15 protein-coding genes and 1 rRNA gene are annotated in these 20,034 nt (G+C 55.9%); 4 read left to right on the top strand and 12 right to left on the bottom strand.

Going from position 1 to position 20,034, the window contains the following annotated elements:
• Window positions 1–53 precede the first annotated feature (53 nt).
• Together yjbE and pgi are read right to left on the bottom strand one after the other, a co-directional pair.
• Complete coding sequence (gene yjbE, locus ACOTWU_RS21965) at window positions 54–296, bottom strand: exopolysaccharide production protein YjbE (protein ID WP_032620653.1); 243 nt, start codon at window positions 294–296, stop codon at window positions 54–56.
• Between the two features lie 366 nt (window positions 297–662).
• The gene (gene pgi, locus ACOTWU_RS21960) at window positions 663–2,312 is read right to left on the bottom strand and encodes a glucose-6-phosphate isomerase (RefSeq protein ID WP_003860343.1); all 1,650 of its coding nucleotides are present in this window, start codon (window positions 2,310–2,312) and stop codon (window positions 663–665) included.
• Between the two features lie 374 nt (window positions 2,313–2,686).
• Here pgi and lysC point away from each other — a divergent pair, with 374 nt between their 5' ends.
• The 3 genes from lysC to ACOTWU_RS21945 all read left to right on the top strand — a co-directional run bounded on the left by lysC (window position 2,687) and on the right by ACOTWU_RS21945 (window position 5,397).
• Window positions 2,687–4,036, top strand: coding sequence for a lysine-sensitive aspartokinase 3 (gene lysC / locus ACOTWU_RS21955; protein WP_006810501.1), 1,350 nt, complete (start codon window positions 2,687–2,689; stop codon window positions 4,034–4,036).
• A gap of 93 nt (window positions 4,037–4,129) precedes the next feature.
• Window positions 4,130–5,074, top strand: coding sequence for a ketopantoate/pantoate/pantothenate transporter PanS (gene panS, locus ACOTWU_RS21950; RefSeq protein WP_015570166.1), 945 nt, complete (start codon window positions 4,130–4,132; stop codon window positions 5,072–5,074).
• 50 nt (window positions 5,075–5,124) lie between these two features.
• The gene (locus ACOTWU_RS21945) at window positions 5,125–5,397 is read left to right on the top strand and encodes a DUF3811 domain-containing protein (protein ID WP_017382612.1); all 273 of its coding nucleotides are present in this window, start codon (window positions 5,125–5,127) and stop codon (window positions 5,395–5,397) included.
• On the opposite strand, the gene rluF is transcribed toward ACOTWU_RS21945, so the two are convergent.
• The 5 genes from rluF to metH form a co-directional block, all read right to left on the bottom strand.
• Window positions 5,398–6,270 (bottom strand): 23S rRNA pseudouridine(2604) synthase RluF, encoded by an 873-nt coding sequence (rluF, locus tag ACOTWU_RS21940; RefSeq protein WP_003860347.1) that lies wholly within the window; start codon window positions 6,268–6,270, stop codon window positions 5,398–5,400.
• Window positions 6,271–6,324: 54 nt separating this feature from the next.
• Window positions 6,325–6,642, bottom strand: coding sequence for a CcdB family protein (locus ACOTWU_RS21935; RefSeq protein WP_017382610.1), 318 nt, complete (start codon window positions 6,640–6,642; stop codon window positions 6,325–6,327).
• Window positions 6,642–6,935, bottom strand: a complete 294-nt coding sequence (locus ACOTWU_RS21930; protein WP_017382609.1) for a type II toxin-antitoxin system CcdA family antitoxin — start codon at window positions 6,933–6,935, stop codon at window positions 6,642–6,644. The genes ACOTWU_RS21935 and ACOTWU_RS21930 overlap by 1 nt, the downstream gene beginning before the upstream one ends.
• Before the next feature lie 95 nt (window positions 6,936–7,030).
• A complete protein-coding gene (locus ACOTWU_RS21925) occupies window positions 7,031–8,662 on the bottom strand; it encodes a Na/Pi cotransporter family protein (RefSeq protein WP_003860350.1) in 1,632 nt (543 codons plus the stop codon).
• A 116-nt stretch (window positions 8,663–8,778) separates the two neighbouring features.
• Window positions 8,779–12,462 (bottom strand): methionine synthase, encoded by a 3,684-nt coding sequence (metH, locus tag ACOTWU_RS21920; protein ID WP_045327724.1) that lies wholly within the window; start codon window positions 12,460–12,462, stop codon window positions 8,779–8,781.
• Between the two features lie 193 nt (window positions 12,463–12,655).
• Here metH and iclR point away from each other — a divergent pair, with 193 nt between their 5' ends.
• A complete protein-coding gene (iclR, locus tag ACOTWU_RS21915; protein WP_003860353.1) occupies window positions 12,656–13,483 on the top strand; it encodes a glyoxylate bypass operon transcriptional repressor IclR in 828 nt (275 codons plus the stop codon).
• Between the two features lie 23 nt (window positions 13,484–13,506).
• Here the strand turns inward: iclR and aceK are convergent, their stop codons facing one another.
• The 5 genes from aceK to rrf all read right to left on the bottom strand — a co-directional run bounded on the left by aceK (window position 13,507) and on the right by rrf (window position 19,781).
• Window positions 13,507–15,258 (bottom strand): bifunctional isocitrate dehydrogenase kinase/phosphatase, encoded by a 1,752-nt coding sequence (gene aceK, locus ACOTWU_RS21910; RefSeq protein ID WP_090281153.1) that lies wholly within the window; start codon window positions 15,256–15,258, stop codon window positions 13,507–13,509.
• A 51-nt stretch (window positions 15,259–15,309) separates the two neighbouring features.
• Complete coding sequence (gene aceA / locus ACOTWU_RS21905; RefSeq protein WP_126499212.1) at window positions 15,310–16,614, bottom strand: isocitrate lyase; 1,305 nt, start codon at window positions 16,612–16,614, stop codon at window positions 15,310–15,312.
• 31 nt (window positions 16,615–16,645) lie between these two features.
• The gene (aceB, locus tag ACOTWU_RS21900) at window positions 16,646–18,247 is read right to left on the bottom strand and encodes a malate synthase A (protein WP_032646862.1); all 1,602 of its coding nucleotides are present in this window, start codon (window positions 18,245–18,247) and stop codon (window positions 16,646–16,648) included.
• A 270-nt stretch (window positions 18,248–18,517) separates the two neighbouring features.
• Window positions 18,518–19,447: a homoserine O-acetyltransferase MetA gene (metA, locus tag ACOTWU_RS21895; RefSeq protein WP_017382604.1), complete on the bottom strand. Its 930-nt coding sequence runs from the start codon at window positions 19,445–19,447 to the stop codon at window positions 18,518–18,520.
• A gap of 218 nt (window positions 19,448–19,665) precedes the next feature.
• Window positions 19,666–19,781: ribosomal RNA gene (rrf, locus tag ACOTWU_RS21890) — 5S ribosomal RNA — on the bottom strand.
• Window positions 19,782–20,034: the final 253 nt, after the last annotated feature.

Here is a 20,034-nt window from a genome sequence, read left to right as displayed (position 1 = left end):
CGAAGGGGCGAAATAACCACACCGAAGTGTGGTTATGATTAAAACACCCGTTATTACTGGGTGCTGGTCGTCGTAGTGGTCGTGGTTCCGGTATTGGAGCCATCACCGCCACCGGTTGCCGCCAGCGCGACACCCACGGCTGAACTTACGGCGCTGGTGCTGGCTGCGGTAGAACTCCCCGCAGACGCAGACGTCGCTGCCGACCCTGCTGCTTCCCCGACCTGGACCGGAGCTGCATAGACAGACGTCGCCGCAAGCGTAGATATGGCAAAAATGCCATACAGTACTTTCTTCATAACAATTTCCCTTCAATGAATGAATGGAGATTTGCCCGAAAAGAAATTCAGGCGGATTCGAGTATACACAACTAAAGCAGTGGGTTTACCGTGGGGGTAAATAGGGATGAGGTTTTCAGACTAATGGTTAAAAATGGAAGGAAAATAGAATCAAGGAAATATATAATCACTATAAATCAAACATTTATAATATAAGAACATTAAAGCATCACTCCGTATTTTCTTAAAATAAACCTCAGCAATTAACGGGGTTACCGTCTTTTTCGGATTAAACTCAGATTCAGAATTTGAGATAACTAACAGACATCAGGAATTATCCGATAAAAAAATGCCGGCATATCGCCGGCATTGTTCATGACATATTTATTACGCACGCCAGGCTTTATAACGGTTAATCAGACCATTAGTGGAGCTGTCGTGGCTGTCGATCGCTTTATCGTCACCCAGCTCTGGCAGAATGCGGTTTGCCAGCTGTTTGCCCAGCTCAACGCCCCACTGGTCAAAGGTGAAGATGTTCAGAATAGCGCCCTGAGTGAAGATTTTGTGCTCGTAGAGGGCAATCAGCGCACCCAGGCTGAACGGCGTGATTTCGCGCAGCAGAATGGAGTTAGTTGGACGGTTGCCTTCGAATACTTTAAACGGCACAACGTGCTCCAGCGTAGCCGGATCTTTACCCTGGTCACGGTATTCCTGCTCAACCACCTCGCGGGATTTACCGAACGCCAGCGCTTCGGTCTGGGCGAAGAAGTTAGACAGCAGCTTCGGATGGTGGTCGGACAGTGGGTTGTGCGTAATCGCCGGGGCGATGAAATCGCACGGTACCATTTTGGTACCCTGGTGGATCAGCTGGTAGAACGCGTGCTGGCCGTTGGTGCCCGGCTCGCCCCAGATGATTGGGCCAGTCTGGTAATCCACCGCGTTGCCGTTACGGTCAACGTACTTGCCGTTGGATTCCATGTTGCCCTGCTGGAAGTAGGCCGCAAAGCGGTGCATGTACTGGTCGTACGGCAGAATCGCTTCGGTTTCAGCGCCGAAGAAGTTGTTGTACCAGATCCCGATCAGCGCCAGCAGCACCGGCAGGTTTTTCTCAGGCGCGGTGGTGGAGAAGTGTTTGTCCATCGCGTGCGCGCCGGAGAGCAGTTCAACGAAGTTGTCGAAGCCCACGGACAGGATGATGGACAGACCGATCGCAGACCACAGTGAGTAGCGGCCGCCCACCCAGTCCCAGAACTCAAACATGTTCGCGGTATCAATACCGAACTCACCCACCGCTTTACCGTTGGTGGACAGCGCCGCAAAGTGTTTCGCCACGTGCTTTTCGTCGCCCGCGGTTTTCAGGAACCAGTCGCGCGCGCTGTGGGCGTTGGTCATGGTTTCCTGAGTGGTGAAGGTTTTAGACGCCACCAGGAACAGCGTGGTTTCCGGGTTCACCTTTTTCAGCACTTCAGCGATGTGAGTCCCATCGACGTTGGACACGAAGTGCATGTTGAGGTGGTTTTTGTACGGGCGCAGCGCCTCGGTCACCATGAACGGGCCGAGGTCAGAGCCGCCGATACCGATGTTTACGACGTCGGTGATCGCTTTGCCGGTGTAGCCTTTCCAGCTACCTGAGATGATCGCTTCAGAGAAGGTTTTCATCTTTTCCAGCACCGCGTTCACTTCCGGCATCACATCTTTGCCGTCTACGATAATTGGCGTATTGCTACGGTTACGCAGGGCCACGTGCAGGACGGCACGGTCTTCGGTGCGGTTGATTTTCTCACCGGAGAACATGGATTTGATGGCATCTGCCAGCTCAGTCTCTTTCGCCAGATCTTGCAGCTTCGCCAGCGTCTCTTCGGTGATACGGTTCTTGGAGAAATCCACCAGCATCAGGTCATCGAAGGTGGCGGAAAACTTGCTGAAACGATCGGCATCTTTCGCGAACAGATCCGCGATAGTGACGTCTTTCATTTCATCAAAATGTTTCTGTAGTGCCTGCCATGCAGCGGTCTGCGTTGGGTTGATGTTTTTCATAGCAATACTCTTCTGATTTGAGAATTGTGACTGCGGTCGATTGTAGCGCCTGCAAATAAAAATTGTGATGGTTTTTATGCCATTGCCCTGGTCTGCATCAAACGCAGGTGAAAAGACCCGAAAAGTATAGCTGCTGTCGCGCCCTTCCGGCGTGGCGAAATGTTGGTCAAAAAGGGGGAAAAAGGAGCATAAAATATGGGCCTGTTATAAGTCCTGTTTCTGAGGGGTACCCCCCCATGAAAAATCCGCATAATCCCAGCATTGACAGGACCTCCCCCGCATTTTATTTATAGGGCCGTATTTTGCGCCTGCACCTGTTCTCGCTTCATTCTTGTGCCAAGGTCGCTCTATTCATTCCCTGACACGAGGTTGTTATGACGAGTTTTGTGGTCGCCAAGTTTGGCGGCACCAGTGTGGCAGACTACGATGCCATGAACCGCAGCGCCGATGTGGTGCTGGCCGATCCGAATACCCGCCTGGTGGTGCTTTCCGCCTCAGCCGGCGTGACGAACCTGCTGGTTTCCCTGTCTGAAGGACTGGAAGCGACCGAGCGTTTCGTGAAGCTGGATGCACTGCGCAAAATTCAGTTCGACATTCTCGAGCGTCTGCAAAACCCGAACGTCATTCGTGAGGAAGTGGAACGCCTGCTGGAAAATATCACCACCCTGGCAGAAGCCGCGTCGCTGGCCACCTCCAGCGCACTGACCGATGAACTGGTCAGCCACGGCGAACTGATGTCCACACTGCTGTTCGTTGAGATCATGCGCGAGCGCAATATTCAGGCGCAGTGGTTCGACGTGCGTAAAGTGATGCGCACCAGCGACCGCTTTGGCCGCGCCGAGCCGGACGTGGAAGCCCTGGCTGAGCTGACTAACCAGCAGCTTGCCCCGCGCCTGGATGAAGGCATAGTGATCACCCAGGGCTTTATCGGCAGCGAAGCCAAAGGGCGCACAACCACGCTGGGCCGTGGCGGTAGCGACTACACCGCCGCCCTGCTGGGTGAAGCCCTGCACGCCACCCGCGTGGATATCTGGACGGACGTGCCGGGTATCTACACCACCGACCCGCGCGTGGTCTCTGCGGCAAAACGTATTGACGTGATCGCCTTTGAAGAAGCGGCTGAAATGGCGACTTTCGGCGCGAAAGTGCTGCACCCGGCCACGCTGCTGCCCGCCGTGCGCAGCGACATTCCGGTCTTCGTTGGCTCCAGTAAAGATCCAAAGGCGGGCGGGACGCTGGTCTGCAAGAAAACCGAGAACCCGCCGCTGTTCCGCGCGCTGGCCCTGCGTCGTAAGCAGACGCTGGTTACCCTGCACAGCCATAATATGCTGCACTCCCGTGGATTTCTGGCGGAAGTGTTTGGCATCCTGGCGCGCCACAATATCTCCGTGGACCTGATCACCACGTCAGAAGTCAGCATCGCGCTGACGCTCGACACCACCGGCTCCACCTCTACCGGCGACACCCTGCTGACGCAGTCGCTGCTGATTGAGCTTTCCGAGTTGTGCCGCGTGGAGGTGGAAGAAGATCTGGCGCTGGTGGCCATCATCGGTAATAAGCTGTCGCGCGCCTGTGGCGTGGGCAAAGAGGTGTTCGGCGTGCTCGACCCGTTCAATATCCGCATGATTTGCTACGGCGCGTCCAGCTACAACCTCTGCTTCCTGGTCCCTGCCGATCAGGCCGAGCAGGTCGTGCAGAAACTTCATCAGAATTTGTTTGAATAAAATTCGTTAGCACGATAAACAATATCAATAAGCCGGGCACAGACCCGGCTGTTTTATAACAAAACAACACGACAATACTGCAAGGAATTCACTATGCTCTCCGCTATCACCCGGCTGTTCCCGTTATGGGCGCTGCTGCTCTCTGTACTCGCGTATTACACTCCTGCCACGTTCACGGGCATTGGTCCGTGGGTCACCACGCTGCTGATGCTGATTATGTTCGGCATGGGCGTGCATCTGAAAATTGACGATTTCAAACGCGTGCTGTCTCGCCCGGCGCCGGTTGCCGCAGGGATTTTCCTGCACTACCTGGTGATGCCGCTCGCGGCCTGGCTGCTGGCGATGGCCTTTAAGATGCCGCCCGACCTTTCCGCAGGGATGGTGCTGGTGGGGAGCGTCGCCAGCGGCACGGCATCTAACGTCATGATCTATCTGGCGAAAGGCGACGTGGCGCTCTCCGTCACCATCTCGTCGGTTTCCACGCTGGTGGGCGTGATTGCCACGCCGCTGTTAACCCGCCTGTATGTGGACGCGCATATCCAGGTGGACGTGATGGGCATGCTGCTCAGCATCCTGCAAATCGTGGTGATCCCGATTGCGCTGGGGCTGGTGATCCACCATCTCTTCCCGCGGGTAGTGAAAGCGGTTGAGCCGTATCTGCCCGCGTTTTCGATGGTCTGCATACTGGCCATTATCAGCGCCGTGGTAGCCGGTTCCGCATCGCACATTGCTTCGGTGGGCTTTGTGGTGATCGTCGCGGTTGTGCTGCATAACACTATTGGTCTGCTGGGCGGTTACTGGGGCGGAAAGCTGTTTGGCTTTGACGAATCCACCTGCCGCACGCTGGCGATCGAAGTGGGGATGCAGAACTCCGGCCTGGCGGCGGCGCTGGGTAAAATTTACTTCTCACCGCTGGCAGCGCTACCGGGGGCGCTGTTCTCCGTCTGGCACAACCTGTCCGGTTCGCTGTTAGCAGGATACTGGTCCGGTAAGCCGATTGATGACCAACCGAAAAAAGATGCGGTGAAACAGGGTTAATTGACCCGGCTTGCTTTACACTGAAGCCTCCCCATCAGGAGGCTTCAGCAATGGCTACACCACGTTTGACCCAGAAAGACATGACCGAAGCCGAGCAGCGCGAACTGAAAACGCTTCTCGACCGCGCCCGCATCGCGCATGGCCGCACGCTGACGAACGCCGAAACCAATCAGGTTAAAAAAGAGTACATCGATAAACTGATGGCGCAACGTGATGCCGCGGCGAAAAAAGCCCGCAAGCTGAAAAAAGAGCAGGCTTATAAACCCGATGCAGAGGCGACTTTTTCCTGGTCCGCCAGCACATCAACCCGTGGAAGGCGCTAATCAGCGCCCTTTCTTTTTGCGCCCCGGCTGGGTAAAGCGTTTTCCGTTGCCCGGCTTGCCCCGCCCTTTCTCTTCCGCCTGCGGTGCCTTCACCACCGGACGCTTAATCGCCTGCGTTTTCGGTTTGGCTTTAGCTTTCGGCTTCGCTTCGGACGAGGAGTTCTCGATAAGTTTGAACAGCTCGATCAGCTCGTCATCCGTTAAGTCACGCCACTCGCCCAGCGGGATCCCGGACAGGCTGACGTTCATGATGCGCGTGCGTTCCAGCTTCGTCACTTCATAACCGAAGTACTCGCACATGCGGCGGATCTGGCGGTTCAGGCCCTGCACCAGCGTGATACGAAACGCAAACGGCGCCTCTTTTCTGACTTTACACTTCTTCGTCACGGTGCCCAGAATCGGCACGCCTGCGCCCATTCCCCGGATGAACTCGTCCGTGACCGGCTTGTTCACCGTAACAATGTACTCTTTCTCGTGGTCGTTACCGGCACGCAGAATTTTGTTGACCAGGTCACCGTGGTTGGTAAGGAAAATCAGCCCCTGAGAGTCTTTATCCAGACGGCCAATCGGGAAAATACGGCTGCTGTGGTTCACGAAATCAACGATGTTGTCCCGCTCGCCATCTTCCGTAGTGCTGACAATCCCAACCGGCTTGTTCAACGCGATAAACACCAGGTCTTCGGCATCACGCGGTTCGATGACCTGACCATTCACTTTCACCACATCGCCAGGCACTACCTGATCGCCAATGGTGGCGCGTTTGCCGTTAAGAAACACGTTACCCTGTTCAATGTAACGGTCAGCCTCGCGACGTGAGCAGATCCCGCTCTCGCTAATGTATTTGTTTAATCGGGTTGATTGAGTTGGCAGCATAGTTTCTCCTGTGAAGGGCGAAATATACCTTACCTTGCGCCTGACAAAAAAGTCCTAGTAACCGCTGATCAGAAAATCGAGTGCATCCCGCAATGAAGCACTGCTGTTAGTAAGATCGGCAACGCGTTCACCTAACTCTTTTGAAGAGATGCCTGACAGCATATGCATCATGACAACGCAGGACTTACCCGCGATTTCAACGACAGGGCACACTTTCGCAGGCGGACGAATGCCGCCCAACTGGCTTAATTCAACGGCGGGAGCAACCAGTACATGTTTCATCACATTAGCAACAGGATGCTGCATGTTAATAAGCCATGGATATGCTTTTTTCCCATTACCTTCATTCGCATAAGCAAAATATTGCTCCATCAGAATGACCTCTGAAAGTCACTAAAGGAGCCGTTTTCATCAACCCACTGGTTAATGGCCTCTATAGACGCTTTATTTTCTGCTAACCACTCTGCGCGCTGATGCGCACGAAACTGCTCCTGTAGAGCGGCCGTGAGTACAGCAGAGAGATTGAGCTTAAGACGTCGCGCTTCTTCAAGAATTTCTGGTGCTAACGAAACATTGACTGATTTTTTAATGCCATTAGTAGTGCGCATGATAACCCCCATTGGAATGCGCATGAATTGGCGAAGTGTAGCGTAATAAACGAGCATTTTCTATTCCCTTAAAAATGTAAGGCCTTAAGAATGAATTGCTCTTTAGAAGGTGTCACGCCTCACAAAAGGGTTTTGCGAGGCGCTTTCAGAGATTAATACTCATCCCGCTCATCGTCTTCATCCGGCTGCTCCATCACGCTATAGGCCACCGCACAGAACAACGAGTTGAGACGCTTCATATCCCCCAGCAGCCCCAGGTGGAGTGAGCTGGTCTCGATACTCTGCACGTTCTGCTGGTGCAGACGCTCAACGTGGGCGTGTGAGTAGCGGCGATTAAGGATGCGGAAACGATGCTTATTGCGGCGCAGGCGGCGCGCGCTTGGCACGTCGCTGGAGAAGAAGACCGACATCGCCAGCTTCAGGTTGCTGACCAGCTGTTCGTGCAGCGCTTCCAGCTCTTTCAGCCCTTCAACAGAAAACGCCCGGCGTGCGGCCAGGGATTTGTCTGCGATTTCACTGCCCATACGCTCGACAATATCCGAAGCCTGCTCCAGGTTAAGCGACATCTCGATGATTTCCGCCCAGCGGCGCGACTCCTCTTCCGCCAGCTCGTCCTGGGGGATCCGCGCCAGATAGAGCTTGATGGCGGTATACAGCACGTTGATATCGTCCGCCAGCCTGCGCAGCTCTTTTTCTTCGCGCGGCTCGCCGTGCATCACCTTTTGCAGCCCTTCCAGCATGGTTTCCATCGCGTCGCCCATGCGCAGCGTTTCGCGGGCGGCATTGGCGATTGCCAGCGCAGGAGTATCCAGCACCGAGGTGTCCAGATGCTTCGGTTTAAGGCGCGCGTCCAGCTCCGGTTCATCACGAATAAGCCGCTCGCAGAAGCGGGCCATCGGCGCGGCAAACGGCACCATCGCCAGACAGCGCACCAGGTTGTAGAAGACGTGGAAGTAGATCACCAGCTCCGCTTTCGGCAGAGAGAGATTATCCATCAGGTTCGCCAGCGGGTGCACAAACGGCAGAATGATCAGGCTACCCACCAGCTTAAACAGTAAACTCCCCAGCGCCACCCGGCGGGCGGCAGCGTTGGCGGCGCTGTTGTTGAGCATCGCCAGCAGGCCAGAGCCGAGGTTGGCACCGATCACCAGGCACAGCGCCACCGGGAAGGAAATTACCCCTGCGGCGGTTAAGGTCGCCGTCAGCAGGACCGCTGCCAGGCTGGAGTAGCTGACGATGGCGAATACCGCGCCGATCAGCGCATCCAGCATAATATCGCCGGTTAACGAGGCGAAGATGACCTGCACACCGTTGGCCTGGGTGATCGGCGTGACAGCCTGCACAATCAGCTCCAGTGCCAGCAGGATCAGCCCGAGGCCAATACCGACGCGGCCAAGCTGCCCGGCACGGCTTTGCTTACGGCCGAGGAAAAAAATGACGCCGATAAAAATCAGCAGTGGCGACAGCCAGGAGAGATCGAACGTCAGGATACGCGCCATCAGCGCGGTACCGACGTCGGCGCCAAGGACAATCACCAGCGCCGGGGCGAGCGCCACCAGATCCTGCGCCACGAACGAGGTGACGAGCATGGTGGTGGCGTTGCTGCTTTGCACCAGCGCCGTGACGCCAATACCCGCGCAGAAGGCGAGCGGCTTCTTCTCAACGCTGCCGCTGAGAACGGTACGTAAACGTGCGCCAAACACGCGCATCACGCCGGTACGAACGATATGGGTGCCCCATACCAGCAGTGCGACTGCGGAGAGCAGGTGTAACAACGTCAACACGGTAGGTATTCCTCCTTATCGTTATTCGTTTTCCTGAGGTTCAGTATAAGGGTTTAAACGTAAGAAAGAGACAAGGCACCATAGCGGTGCCCTGTTTGTTGTAAGGAAAAGTGACGTTAGTCTGCGTCGTAGCCCAAATTCGGCGCCAGCCAGCGTTCCACCTCTGACACGCTCATGCCTTTACGCAGGGCGTAATCCTCAATCTGATCGCGCTGAAGCTGTGCCACGGCGAAGTACTTGCTGTCCGGATGGCTGAAGTACCAGCCGGAAACGGACGCGCCCGGCCACATGGCGAACGACTCGGTGAGCTTCATGCCGGTATGCGCTTCGACGTCCAGCAACTTCCAGATAGTGCCCTTCTCGGTGTGTTCCGGGCAGGCCGGATACCCCGGCGCCGGACGAATGCCCTGGTAATTTTCGCGGATCAGCTCCTCGTTGCTGAGATTCTCATTCGCCGCGTAGCCCCAGTGCACCTTACGTACGCGTTCATGCAGATATTCAGCGAAGGCTTCCGCCAGACGGTCGGCGATCGCTTTCACCATGATTTTGTTGTAATCATCGTGCTGCGCGTCGTACGCATCCGCCAGCGCGTCTTCTTCCAGACCACCGGTTACGGCAAAGGCGCCGATATAGTCGGCTTTACCGGAGAGTTTCGGTGCGACGAAATCCGCCAGGCAGTAGTTGGCAAAGCCTACTTTCTCGGTTTGCTGGCGCAGGTGGTGGCTCACGGCCAGCACGTGGGTGCGGGTTTCATCGCGGTAGATTTCCACATCGTCGCCCACGCGGTTCGCCGGGAACAGCCCCACCACGCCGCGCGGGTTGAGGGCTTTCTCTGCGCTCAGCCTGTCGAGCATGTCGTTAGCATCTTTAAACAGGCGCTTCGCCTCTTCGCCCACCACCTCATCTTCAAGAATGCGCGGATATTTGCCCGCCAGCGACCAGGTCATGAAGAACGGCGTCCAGTCGATGTAGTTACGCAGCGTTTCGATGCTGGCCGTCACGTCCTGCACGCCCAGACGGTGTGCGACCGGCGGCGTATAGCTGGACCAGTCGAACGCCAGATCGTTATCGCGCGCCGCCTGAAGCGAAACCGGCGGCGTGCGCGGTTTCTTACGTCCATGCTGAATGCGGACGGTTTCATACTCTTTGCGGGTGCGGGCGACAAAGTCATCGCGCTGGGTGTCGGACAGCAGCGCGGAGACCACGCCCACGGTGCGCGAGGCGTTTTGAACATACACCGTCGGCCCACTGTAGTTCTGCTCGATTTTCACCGCCGTGTGGGCTTTCGAGGTGGTTGCCCCGCCAATCAGCAGCGGAATGGTAAAGCCCTGGCGCTCCATCTCTTTTGCCACGTTGACCATTTCGTCAAGCGAAGGCGTAATCAGCCCGGAAAGACCAATCAGATCCGCATTCACTTCGCGCGCGGTCCTGAGGATTTTATCCGCCGGGACCATCACGCCAAGATCGATAATTTCGTAGTTATTACACTGCAACACCACGCCAACGATGTTTTTGCCGATGTCGTGTACGTCGCCCTTCACGGTGGCGATGACCATTTTACCGTTACTGGAGCCCTTCTCTTTGCTGGCTTCGATAAAGGGTTCCAGATACGCCACCGCCTGCTTCATGACGCGGGCGGATTTCACCACCTGCGGCAGGAACATTTTGCCCTCGCCGAACAGATCGCCGACCACGTTCATACCGTCCATCAGCGGCCCTTCGATCACTTCAATCGGACGGGCGGCCTGCTGACGCGCTTCCTCGGTATCCTGCTCGATAAACTCGGTAATGCCTTTTACCAGCGAGTATTCCAGACGCTTATTCACATCCCAGGAGCGCCATTCGGCCTGTTGAACGTTGGCTGATTCGTCAGATTTACTGCCGCGGTATTTTTCCGCCAGATCCAGCATGCGTTCGGTGGCGTCGTCACGACGATTGAGGATCACGTCTTCTACGGCGTCGCGCAGCTCGGCTGGCAGATCGTCGTAAATTGCCAGCTGGCCAGCGTTGACGATCCCCATGTCCATCCCGTTGCGGATGGCGTAGTAAAGGAACACGGCGTGGATCGCCTCACGCACCGGGTCGTTGCCGCGGAACGAGAACGACACGTTTGACACGCCACCGGAGATCAGCGCATGCGGTAGCTCGCGTTTAATGTCTTCACACGCGCCGATAAAGTCCTGGGCGTAGTTGTTGTGCTCTTCGATGCCGGTCGCGACGGCGAAGATGTTCGGGTCGAAGATGATGTCTTCAGGCGGGAAGCCCACCTCTTCGGTCAAAATTTTGTACGCGCGGCGGCAAATCTCAATCTTGCGCTCGCGGGTATCGGCCTGGCCCACTTCATCGAAGGCCATCACCACCACGGCGGCTCCGTAGCGACGGACCAGCTTCGCGTGGTGGATAAAGGTATCGACGCCCTCTTTCATCGAGATGGAGTTAACGATGCCTTTGCCCTGAATGCACTTCAGCCCTTTTTCGATGACTTCCCATTTGGAAGAGTCAATCATGATCGGCACGCGGGCGATATCCGGCTCACCGGCAATCAGGTTGAGGAAACGCACCATTGCCGCTTCGGCATCAAGCATCCCCTCGTCCATGTTGATATCGATGATCTGCGCGCCGCTTTCTACCTGCTGGCGGGCAACGTCCAGCGCTTCGCTGTACTTCTCTTCTTTGATCAGGCGCTTGAACTTCGCAGAACCGGTAACGTTAGTACGTTCACCCACGTTCACAAACAGGCTGTCGTCGCCGATGGTCAACGGCTCCAGGCCGGACAGACGACAGGCTACCGGAAGCTCGGGTAGCTTGCGCGGTGGAAGCCCGGCGACGGCGCGGCTCATGGCGGCGATATGCTCAGGCGTGGTGCCGCAGCAGCCGCCGACGATGTTGAGGAAACCAGATTCGGCCCATTCGCGGATTTGCGCCGCCATGGTGTCGGCATCAAGATCGTACTCACCAAACGCGTTCGGCAGACCGGCGTTCGGGTGGGCGGTGACGTAGCACTCTGCGATGCGCGAAAGCTCCTGCACGTACTGGCGCAGCTCGTCCGGCCCCAGCGCGCAGTTCAGGCCGAAGGAGAGCGCTTCGGCGTGGCGCAGGGAGTTATAAAACGCTTCGGTTGTCTGGCCGGAAAGCGTGCGCCCCGAGGCGTCGGTGATGGTGCCGGAAATCATGATCGGCAGGTCGACGCCCAGCGCCTCGAACTCCTCTTTCACCGCGTAAATCGCGGCTTTAGCGTTGAGGGTGTCGAATACGGTTTCAATCAGGATCAGATCGGAACCGCCTTCCACCAGCGCTTTGGTCGACTCGCGGTAGGCGGTAACCAGCTGGTCAAAGGTGATGTTCCGAAACGCCGGGTCGTTGACGTCCGGAGAAATCGACGCGGTGCGGTTGGTTGGGCCCAGCACCCCGGCTACGTAGCGCGGCTTGTCCGGCGTACGGGCCGTCCATTCGTCGGCGCAGGCGCGCGCCAGCTTCGCCGCTTCAAAGTTGATCTCCGCCGACAGGGATTCCATCTGGTAATCCGCCATGGCGATGGTTGTCGAGTTGAAGGTGTTGGTTTCAACAATATCCGCACCCGCTTCGAAGTAAGCGTTGTGGATATCCCTGATGACAGACGGTTTGCTTAACACCAGCAGGTCATTGTTCCCTTTCAGGTCACAAGGCCAGTCGGCAAAGCGCTCGCCGCGGAAATCGTCTTCACTCAGACGATAGCCCTGGATCATGGTGCCCATGCCGCCGTCCAGCACCAGAATTCGTTCATTTAACTGCGCACGCAGTTGCTCTACTTTGCTGCTCACACTTGCTCCCGACAACGCTCAACATGGCCAAAAGGCTGCGTTCCATACTGGCATAATCTCGCAGGGTCGAAAAGTCACACAGCGGTAACATGAGACATGTTCACTATCACTCCTCCGATCAGTCAGGAAAGCGGTTGCAAAACCACCAAATAAAACGAAAATGATTTCCACGATACAGAAAAAGGAGTTCGTCATGGTTACGACCGTTCCCGCTAAACGCGGCAGAAAACCTGCTGCAACCACCGCTGCACAACCTGGCGGACAGGTTCAATCCCTGACGCGCGGCCTGAAGCTGCTGGAATGGATAGCCGAATCGCATGGTAGCGTGGCCCTGACAGAGCTGGCGCAGCAGGCTGGCCTGCCGAACTCCACCACGCACCGTCTGCTGACCACCATGCAGCAGCTGGGCTTCGTGCGTCAGGTGGGCGAGCTGGGACACTGGGCGGTGGGGGCGCATGCATTTATTGTCGGCAGCAGCTTCCTGCAAAGCCGCAACCTGCTGGCGATTGTCCACCCGATTCTGCGCAAGCTGATGGAGGAGTCCGGCGAGACGGTAAACCTGGCCGTGCTGGATCAGAGCGATCACCAGGCGATTATCATCGACCAGGTGCAGTGTACACAGCTGATGCGCATGTCCGCGCCGATTGGCGGCAAGCTGCCGATGCACGCCTCTGGCGCAGGGAAAGCGTTTCTCTCGCAGCTGAGCGAAGAGCAGGTAACGGGGCTGCTGCACCGTAAAGGACTGCACGCCTATACCCACGCCACGCTGGTGTCGCCGGTGCATCTGAAAGAAGATCTGGCTCTGACCCGCAAGCGCGGCTATTCGTTTGATGACGAAGAACATGCCCTCGGGCTGCGCTGCCTCGCGTCCTGCATTTTTGACGAGCACCGCGAGCCGTTTGCCGCTATCTCCATCTCCGGGCCGATTTCACGTATGACCGACGACCGCGTCACCGAGCTGGGCGCGATGGTGATTAAGGCCGCGAAAGAGGTGACGCTGGCGTATGGTGGGATTCGTTAAACGTGCATTGCCGCCTGATGCCCTCACCCCGGCCCTCTCCCACAGGGAGAGGGAGAAAAGCGGATGCAAAACCGCTGCTTGCGGCGGTAAGCGTAGACATCTTCCACGTGCCCATTTTTTATCCGCGTTTGCAGCCCGCGCCAGTAGCTGGCGCGGAACAGATCGGCATGCATCTCTTCGAATAGCGGCCCGATGCGCGGGTCGGCACAAAGCCAGTGGCGAAACTCCTCCGGAAACACATCGCCCGGCGATACGCTGTACCACGGCTCGCTGGACAGTTCATCTTCCGGGTAGCGCGGCGGCGGGATATCGCGGAAGTTCACCTCGGTCATGTAGCAAATTTCATCGTAATCGTAGAACACCACCCGCCCGTGACGGGTGACGCCGAAGTTTTTAAACAGCATGTCGCCGGGAAAAATATTGGCGGCGGCGAGCTGGCGAATCGCATTGCCGTACTCTTCAATGGCGTCTCGTAAAGCCTGGCCTTCGGATTGCTCCAGCCAGATATTTAGCGGCACCATCCGGCGCTCGATATAGAGATGGCTAATCGCAATCTTATCGCCAAGATCGGTAATTTTCGTCGGCGCTTCCTGCATTAGCAGCGACATCAGCGCCGGATCGATCTGCTGCTTATCCAGCACAAAGTTTTCAAACTCCTGGGTATCCGCCATGCGCCCGACGCGGTCGTGTTCTTTAACCAGTTGATAGCAGGCACGAACGTGCGCGGCGCTCATCTCCTTCTGCGGGGCGAATTTATCCTTAATCACCTTAAACACCCGGTCGAAGCCCGGCAGTGTGAAAACCAGCATCACCATGCCGCGAATGCCTGGCGCTTCGATAAACTGCTCATCAGCCGTGGTGACATAACGCAGATATTCCCGATAGCTTTCCGTTTTGGCATGCTTCTGACAGCCAATCGCCATATACAGCTCGGCGGTGGTTTTGCCCGGCAGGATCTCGCGCAGCCACTCCACCAGGGCGGCAGGCAGTGGGGCATAGACCATGAAATAGGAGCGGGCGAAGCCAAATACGATACTGGCCTCAGCGCTGGTAGTCAGGCAGGTATCGACAAACAGTTCGCCGTCGTCGGTACGGTGAATGGGTAGCAGAAACGGCACGATAGCTGTCGGCGTAACCAGTTTGCCCACCAGCCAGGCGGCCTTATTCCGGTAGAAAAGCTCGTTGGCAACCTGCAAATGGCTGCGGCTGAGCACCGCCTCACCGAAGGTTTCACTGAGATATGCGTGGATATAGCCGATATCCCGGGGTTTATTCTCCCAAGGCAGGCGCAGCGGCAAATCCGTTAAGACGCGGTGCAGGAGCTTTTCCCAACCGCGATCGGGAAAGAAATCTTTCGCCAGCGGACGCGGAATGGTACGAAAGCGGCGCTCCGGCTGGGAGCTGAAGATAAATAACCGCTCAGGAGATAATGAGCGGTGGTCAAATAACCGGCAATAGACGGAGTTGAAAAAGCTCTCCGCAATCTCGAAGCGCGGGTAGTCGGGTAACAGATGGGTGTAGTGCTCTTTCACGCGCAGTAAAAATTCCGCATCCGGGCTTTTACCGTCGGTGATACAGCGCAGTTGCTCCACCACCAGACCTACGTGGTGATCATAAAGATGGATACGCTGCTTCATGGCCTGCTGAACCGCATGCCAGTCGGCGTGCTCAAAACGCTGTTGCGCGCCAGAGGTGACTTCCAGAAAGCGGCCATACTGGGCATCAAAGCCCTGCAAAATAGTTTGGGCAATCAGTAATTCCAGACCACGCGACATATATTCCCCCTCACCCCAACCCTCTCCCCGAGGGGGGAGAGGGGGAAAAGATTAGAACTGTGCTTCTTCCGTCGAGCCCGTTAATGCCGTGACGGAGGAGGCCCCGCCCTGAATAATCGTGGTCACATTATCGAAGTAGCCGGTTCCCACTTCCTGCTGGTGCGAAACGAAGGTATATCCTTCTTTGCCCGCCGCAAATTCTGGCTGCTGCACCTTCTCAACATAGTGTTTCATGCCTTCGCCCTGCGCGTAGGCGTGCGCCAGGTCGAACATGTTGAACCACATGCTGTGGATACCCGCCAGGGTGATGAACTGGTACTTGTAGCCCATATCTGACAATTGCTGCTGGAAGCTGGCGATGGTCGTATCGTCCAGATTCTTTTGCCAGTTGAAGGACGGCGAACAGTTATAGGCCAGCAGCTTGCCCGGATACTTCGCATGAATCGCATCGGCAAAGCGCTTCGCCAGCGCCAGATCCGGCGTGGAGGTTTCACACCAGACCAGGTCGGCGTAAGGGGCATACGCCAGGCCGCGGCTGATCGCCTGTTCAATACCGGCATGTGTGCGATAGAACCCTTCGCTGGTACGTTCGCCGGTAATGAATTCGCTGTCATACGGGTCGCAGTCAGAGGTGATCAGGTCCGCCGCGTCAGCATCGGTACGGGCAATCACCAGCATCGGCACGCCGAGCACGTCAGCAGCCAGACGCGCGGCAACCAGCTTCTGGATCGCTTCCTGGGTTGGCACCAGCACTTTCCCGCCCATATGCCCGCACTTCTTCACCGACGCCAGCTGATCTTCAAAGTGAACGGCCGCTGCACCGGCCTCAATCATGGATTTCATCAGCTCAAAGGCGTTCAGCACGCCGCCGAAACCGGCTTCCGCATCAGCGACGATCGGCAGGAAATAGTCGATAAAACGCGGATCGTGGGGTTCGATACCCGCGGCCCACTGGATCTGATCCGCACGGCGGAAGGTATTGTTGATCCGATCCACCACTGACGGCACCGAGTTCGCCGGATAAAGAGATTGATCCGGATACATGCTGGCGGCCAGGTTAGCATCCGCCGCGACCTGCCAGCCGGAAAGATAGATAGCTTCAATGCCGGCCTTCGCCTGCTGCAATGCCTGACCGCCGGTCAGCGCGCCGAGGCTGTTGATATAGCCTTTTTTAGACCCCCCATGCAGCAGATCCCACATTTTCGCCGCGCCGTTCTGCGCCAGCGTACATTCCGGGTTAACCGAGCCGCGTAACTTCACCACTTCCTCTGCGCTGTACGGACGGCGGATGCCTTCCCAGCGCGGTTGGGTCCACTCTTTTTGTAACTCTTCGATCTGTTGGGTACGAGTTTTCATGTGCAGATGCTCCATATTGTTATGTGGTGAATTACGCCAGGAAGCGGTAGCCCGGCAGGGTCAGGAAGTCGATTAAGTCATCAGAGGTGGTGATTTGCTCCATCAGACGTGCGGCATCGTCAAAACGCCCACTGCTGAAGCGGTGCTCGCCCAGTTCGTCCTGGATGACCCGCATCTCTTCGGCCAGCATCTGACGGAACAGGGCTTTGGTTACCGGTTTGCCGTTGCTGAGCGTTTTTTGATGATGGATCCACTGCCAGATGGAGGTACGTGAAATTTCCGCCGTGGCGGCATCTTCCATCAGGCCGTAGATCGGCACGCAGCCGTTGCCTGAGATCCATGCCTCGATGTACTGCACGGCGACGCGAATGTTGGCGCGCATTCCCTCTTCCGTGCGTTCGCCCGCACACGGCGCCAGCAACTGTTCTTCTGCGATTGGCGCATCGTCTTCACGGGTGACAAACAGCTGGTTTTTGTTGTCGCCGAGTACGCGGTTAAAGACTTCCATCGCCGTATCGGCCAGACCAGGATGGGCAATCCACGTCCCGTCGTGGCCATTACGGGCTTCCAGCTCTTTATCGGCTTTCACCTTGTTGAGCACCTGATTGTTACGCTCTGCGTCTTTACTCGGGATAAACGCCGCCATGCCGCCCATCGCAAAGGCGCCGCGTTTGTGGCAGGTCTTAATCAGCAGGCGCGAGTAGGCGCTGAGGAACGGTTTATCCATGGTGACAACCTGACGATCCGGCAATACCCGGTCGGTATGGTTTTTCAGGGTTTTGATGTAGCTGAAGATGTAATCCCAACGGCCGCAGTTCAGGCCCACAATATGGTCACGCAGCGCATGGAGGATCTCATGCATCTGGAATACGGCAGGCAGGGTTTCAATCAGCAGCGTGGCCTTAATGGTGCCGCGCGGCAGGCCAAAGCGGTCTTCTGCGTAGCTGAAGACTTCACTCCACCACGCCGCTTCCTGCCAGGACTGGGTTTTCGGCAGATAGAAATAGGGGCCGCTGCCTTTCGCCAGCAGGTTTTTATAGTTGTGAAAGAAGTACAGCGCAAAGTCGAACAGGCTGCCCGGAATCGCTTCTCCGCGCCAGGTGACGTGTTTTTCTGGCAAATGCAGACCGCGTACGCGGCAGATCAGCACCGCCGGATTCGGTTTGAGCTGGTAAATTTTACCGGCTTCGTTGGTATAGCTGATGGTGCCGTTGACGGCGTCGCGCAGGTTGATCTGCCCGTCGATAACTTTCTGCCAGTCCGGCGCGAGGGAATCTTCGAAGTCCGCCATAAATACTTTGACGTTGGCATTCATGGCGTTGATCACCATTTTGCGCTCTACCGGACCGGTGATCTCTACGCGACGATCCTGTAAATCTTCAGGGATTCCGCGAATTTTCCATTCACCATGACGAATGGAAGCGGTTTCCGAAATAAACCCTGGCAACTTGCCGTTATCGATCTCCTGCTGTTGATGAATGCGCGCCGCCAGCAGTTTATTACGCTGTGGCGTAAAGCGAGTCACCAGTTCAGTCAGAAACTCTACCGCTTCTGCCGTCAAAACTTGCTGTTCTTGTTCACCATTCGGCTGGGTAAAGGTCAGTTCATCGACCGTTGTTGCCTGTTGAGTCATCGTTCTGCTCCTCATCAAAGATCCAAAATCACGCCCCCGACGCGAGCGAAAGATCGTTGTGTAGTTTTCGCTCAGCAGAATTAAGACTATCTATAATTTTTCCAAAATCAAAAACAATTTCCATTTTAATTTATATATAATCACAACTGCATGATTAATATGGAATTAAAGTTTTCTTCGATGTTGAGTTGGATTTCGGAAATAAAAAAGGCACCCGAAGGTGCCTGATCTGAATAGCTGAAACGCTTTAGGATCGTTTAATGCAGACGATTACTCCAGCGTCGGATTCATGTGGCGCAGATCGTACGGCGTAATCTGGTAGACGTAATAGTTGAGCCAGTTGGTAAACAGCAAATTTCCGTGGCTACGCCAGGTTGCCCGAGGCGTGTTTTGCGGATCATTTTTCGGGAAATAGTTGTACGGGACATCCGGATTCAGACCCGCTTCAACGTCACGAAAATACTCTGAGGCGAGGGTATGCGGATCGTACTCAGGATGGCCGGTAACGAACGCGATGCGTTTGTCTTTACTGGCGAACAGGTAGGCATCGCCGTCTTCCGTTTCGGCCAGGATTTCCAGGTCGGTGTAATCGCGGATCAGCTGTGCCGGAAAATCGGCGTAGCGAGAATGCGGGGCCAGGAAAGTGTCATCGAAACCACGCGTCAGCAGCGCATGCGGGTGAAGAATGTGGTGTTCGTATACGCCAGAAAGTTTGTCGCTGCGGGTTTGCTTGGGAATGCCATAGAGGATATTCAGTGCGGCCTGTACCGCCCAACAGACAAACAAGGTGGACGTGACGTGATCTTTTGCCCACTCCAGCACCTGCCTGATCTGTGGCCAGTAGGCAACGTCATTAAATTCCACCAGACCCAGCGGTGCGCCGGTGACGATCAGTCCATCGAAATTCTCATCGCGAATATCTTCAAAATTACAGTAGAAGTTATTCAGATGCTCAGCAGGCGTGTTGCGTGACTCACGCGCGTCAATGCGCAGCAGCTGGATATCAACCTGAAGCGGAGAGTTGGAGAGCAAACGCAGGAACTGGTTCTCCGTTTCGATCTTCTTTGGCATCAGATTAAGGATCAGCACCTTCAGCGGGCGAATTTCCTGACCAGAAGCACGCGAAGTTGTCATTACGAAGACATTCTCTTCACGCAAGAAATTGACGGCTGGTAGCTCGTCCTGCACCCGAATCGGCATAACCTTAAATCCTCACAGCATACGTATAAACGTTTAGACATCCAGACAGCTAACGATACCCAGAAACGGGGTTAATGTCGAGTCTGCAAGCGAAAGGTGAGAAAGTTTCAAGGAGGGAGAGCATGTAGGGCGGGTAAAGCTGGGCCACCACCCGACTTTTCAGAACGTACAAAGCAAAAAACCCCGCACCTTACGGTACGGGGTTCTTCTTAATTGATGCCTGGCAGTTCCCTACTCTCACATGGGGAGACCCCACACTACCATCGGCGCTACGGCGTTTCACTTCTGAGTTCGGCATGGGGTCAGGTGGGACCACCGCGCTAAAGCCGCCAGGCAAATTCTTGTGCTCTGTCCAGTGTCTTTCGCACTGATACTGCGTTGGCTGCTCTCGTAAAGTCAGTCACATACCTCAGTATGCTCCTTCCTTTCCTTCGTTTGCCGCCTTGTCTCAGCGCAAAATCCTTCGGACTCTGAATCTAAGCTGAAAATTTCGTCTCTTCGCCAAAACACCTTCGGCGTTGTAAGGTTAAGCCTCACGGTTCATTAGTATCGGTTAGCTCAACGCATCGCTGCGCTTACACACCCGA

The sequence above is a fragment of the Enterobacter cloacae complex sp. GYL001 genome (assembly GCF_049237125.1).
GTDB classification, from domain to species: domain Bacteria; phylum Pseudomonadota; class Gammaproteobacteria; order Enterobacterales; family Enterobacteriaceae; genus Enterobacter; species Enterobacter hormaechei_C.
The sequence above is the reverse complement of the archived record's forward strand: the minus strand, read 5'-3'. Positions and strand labels throughout refer to the sequence as shown.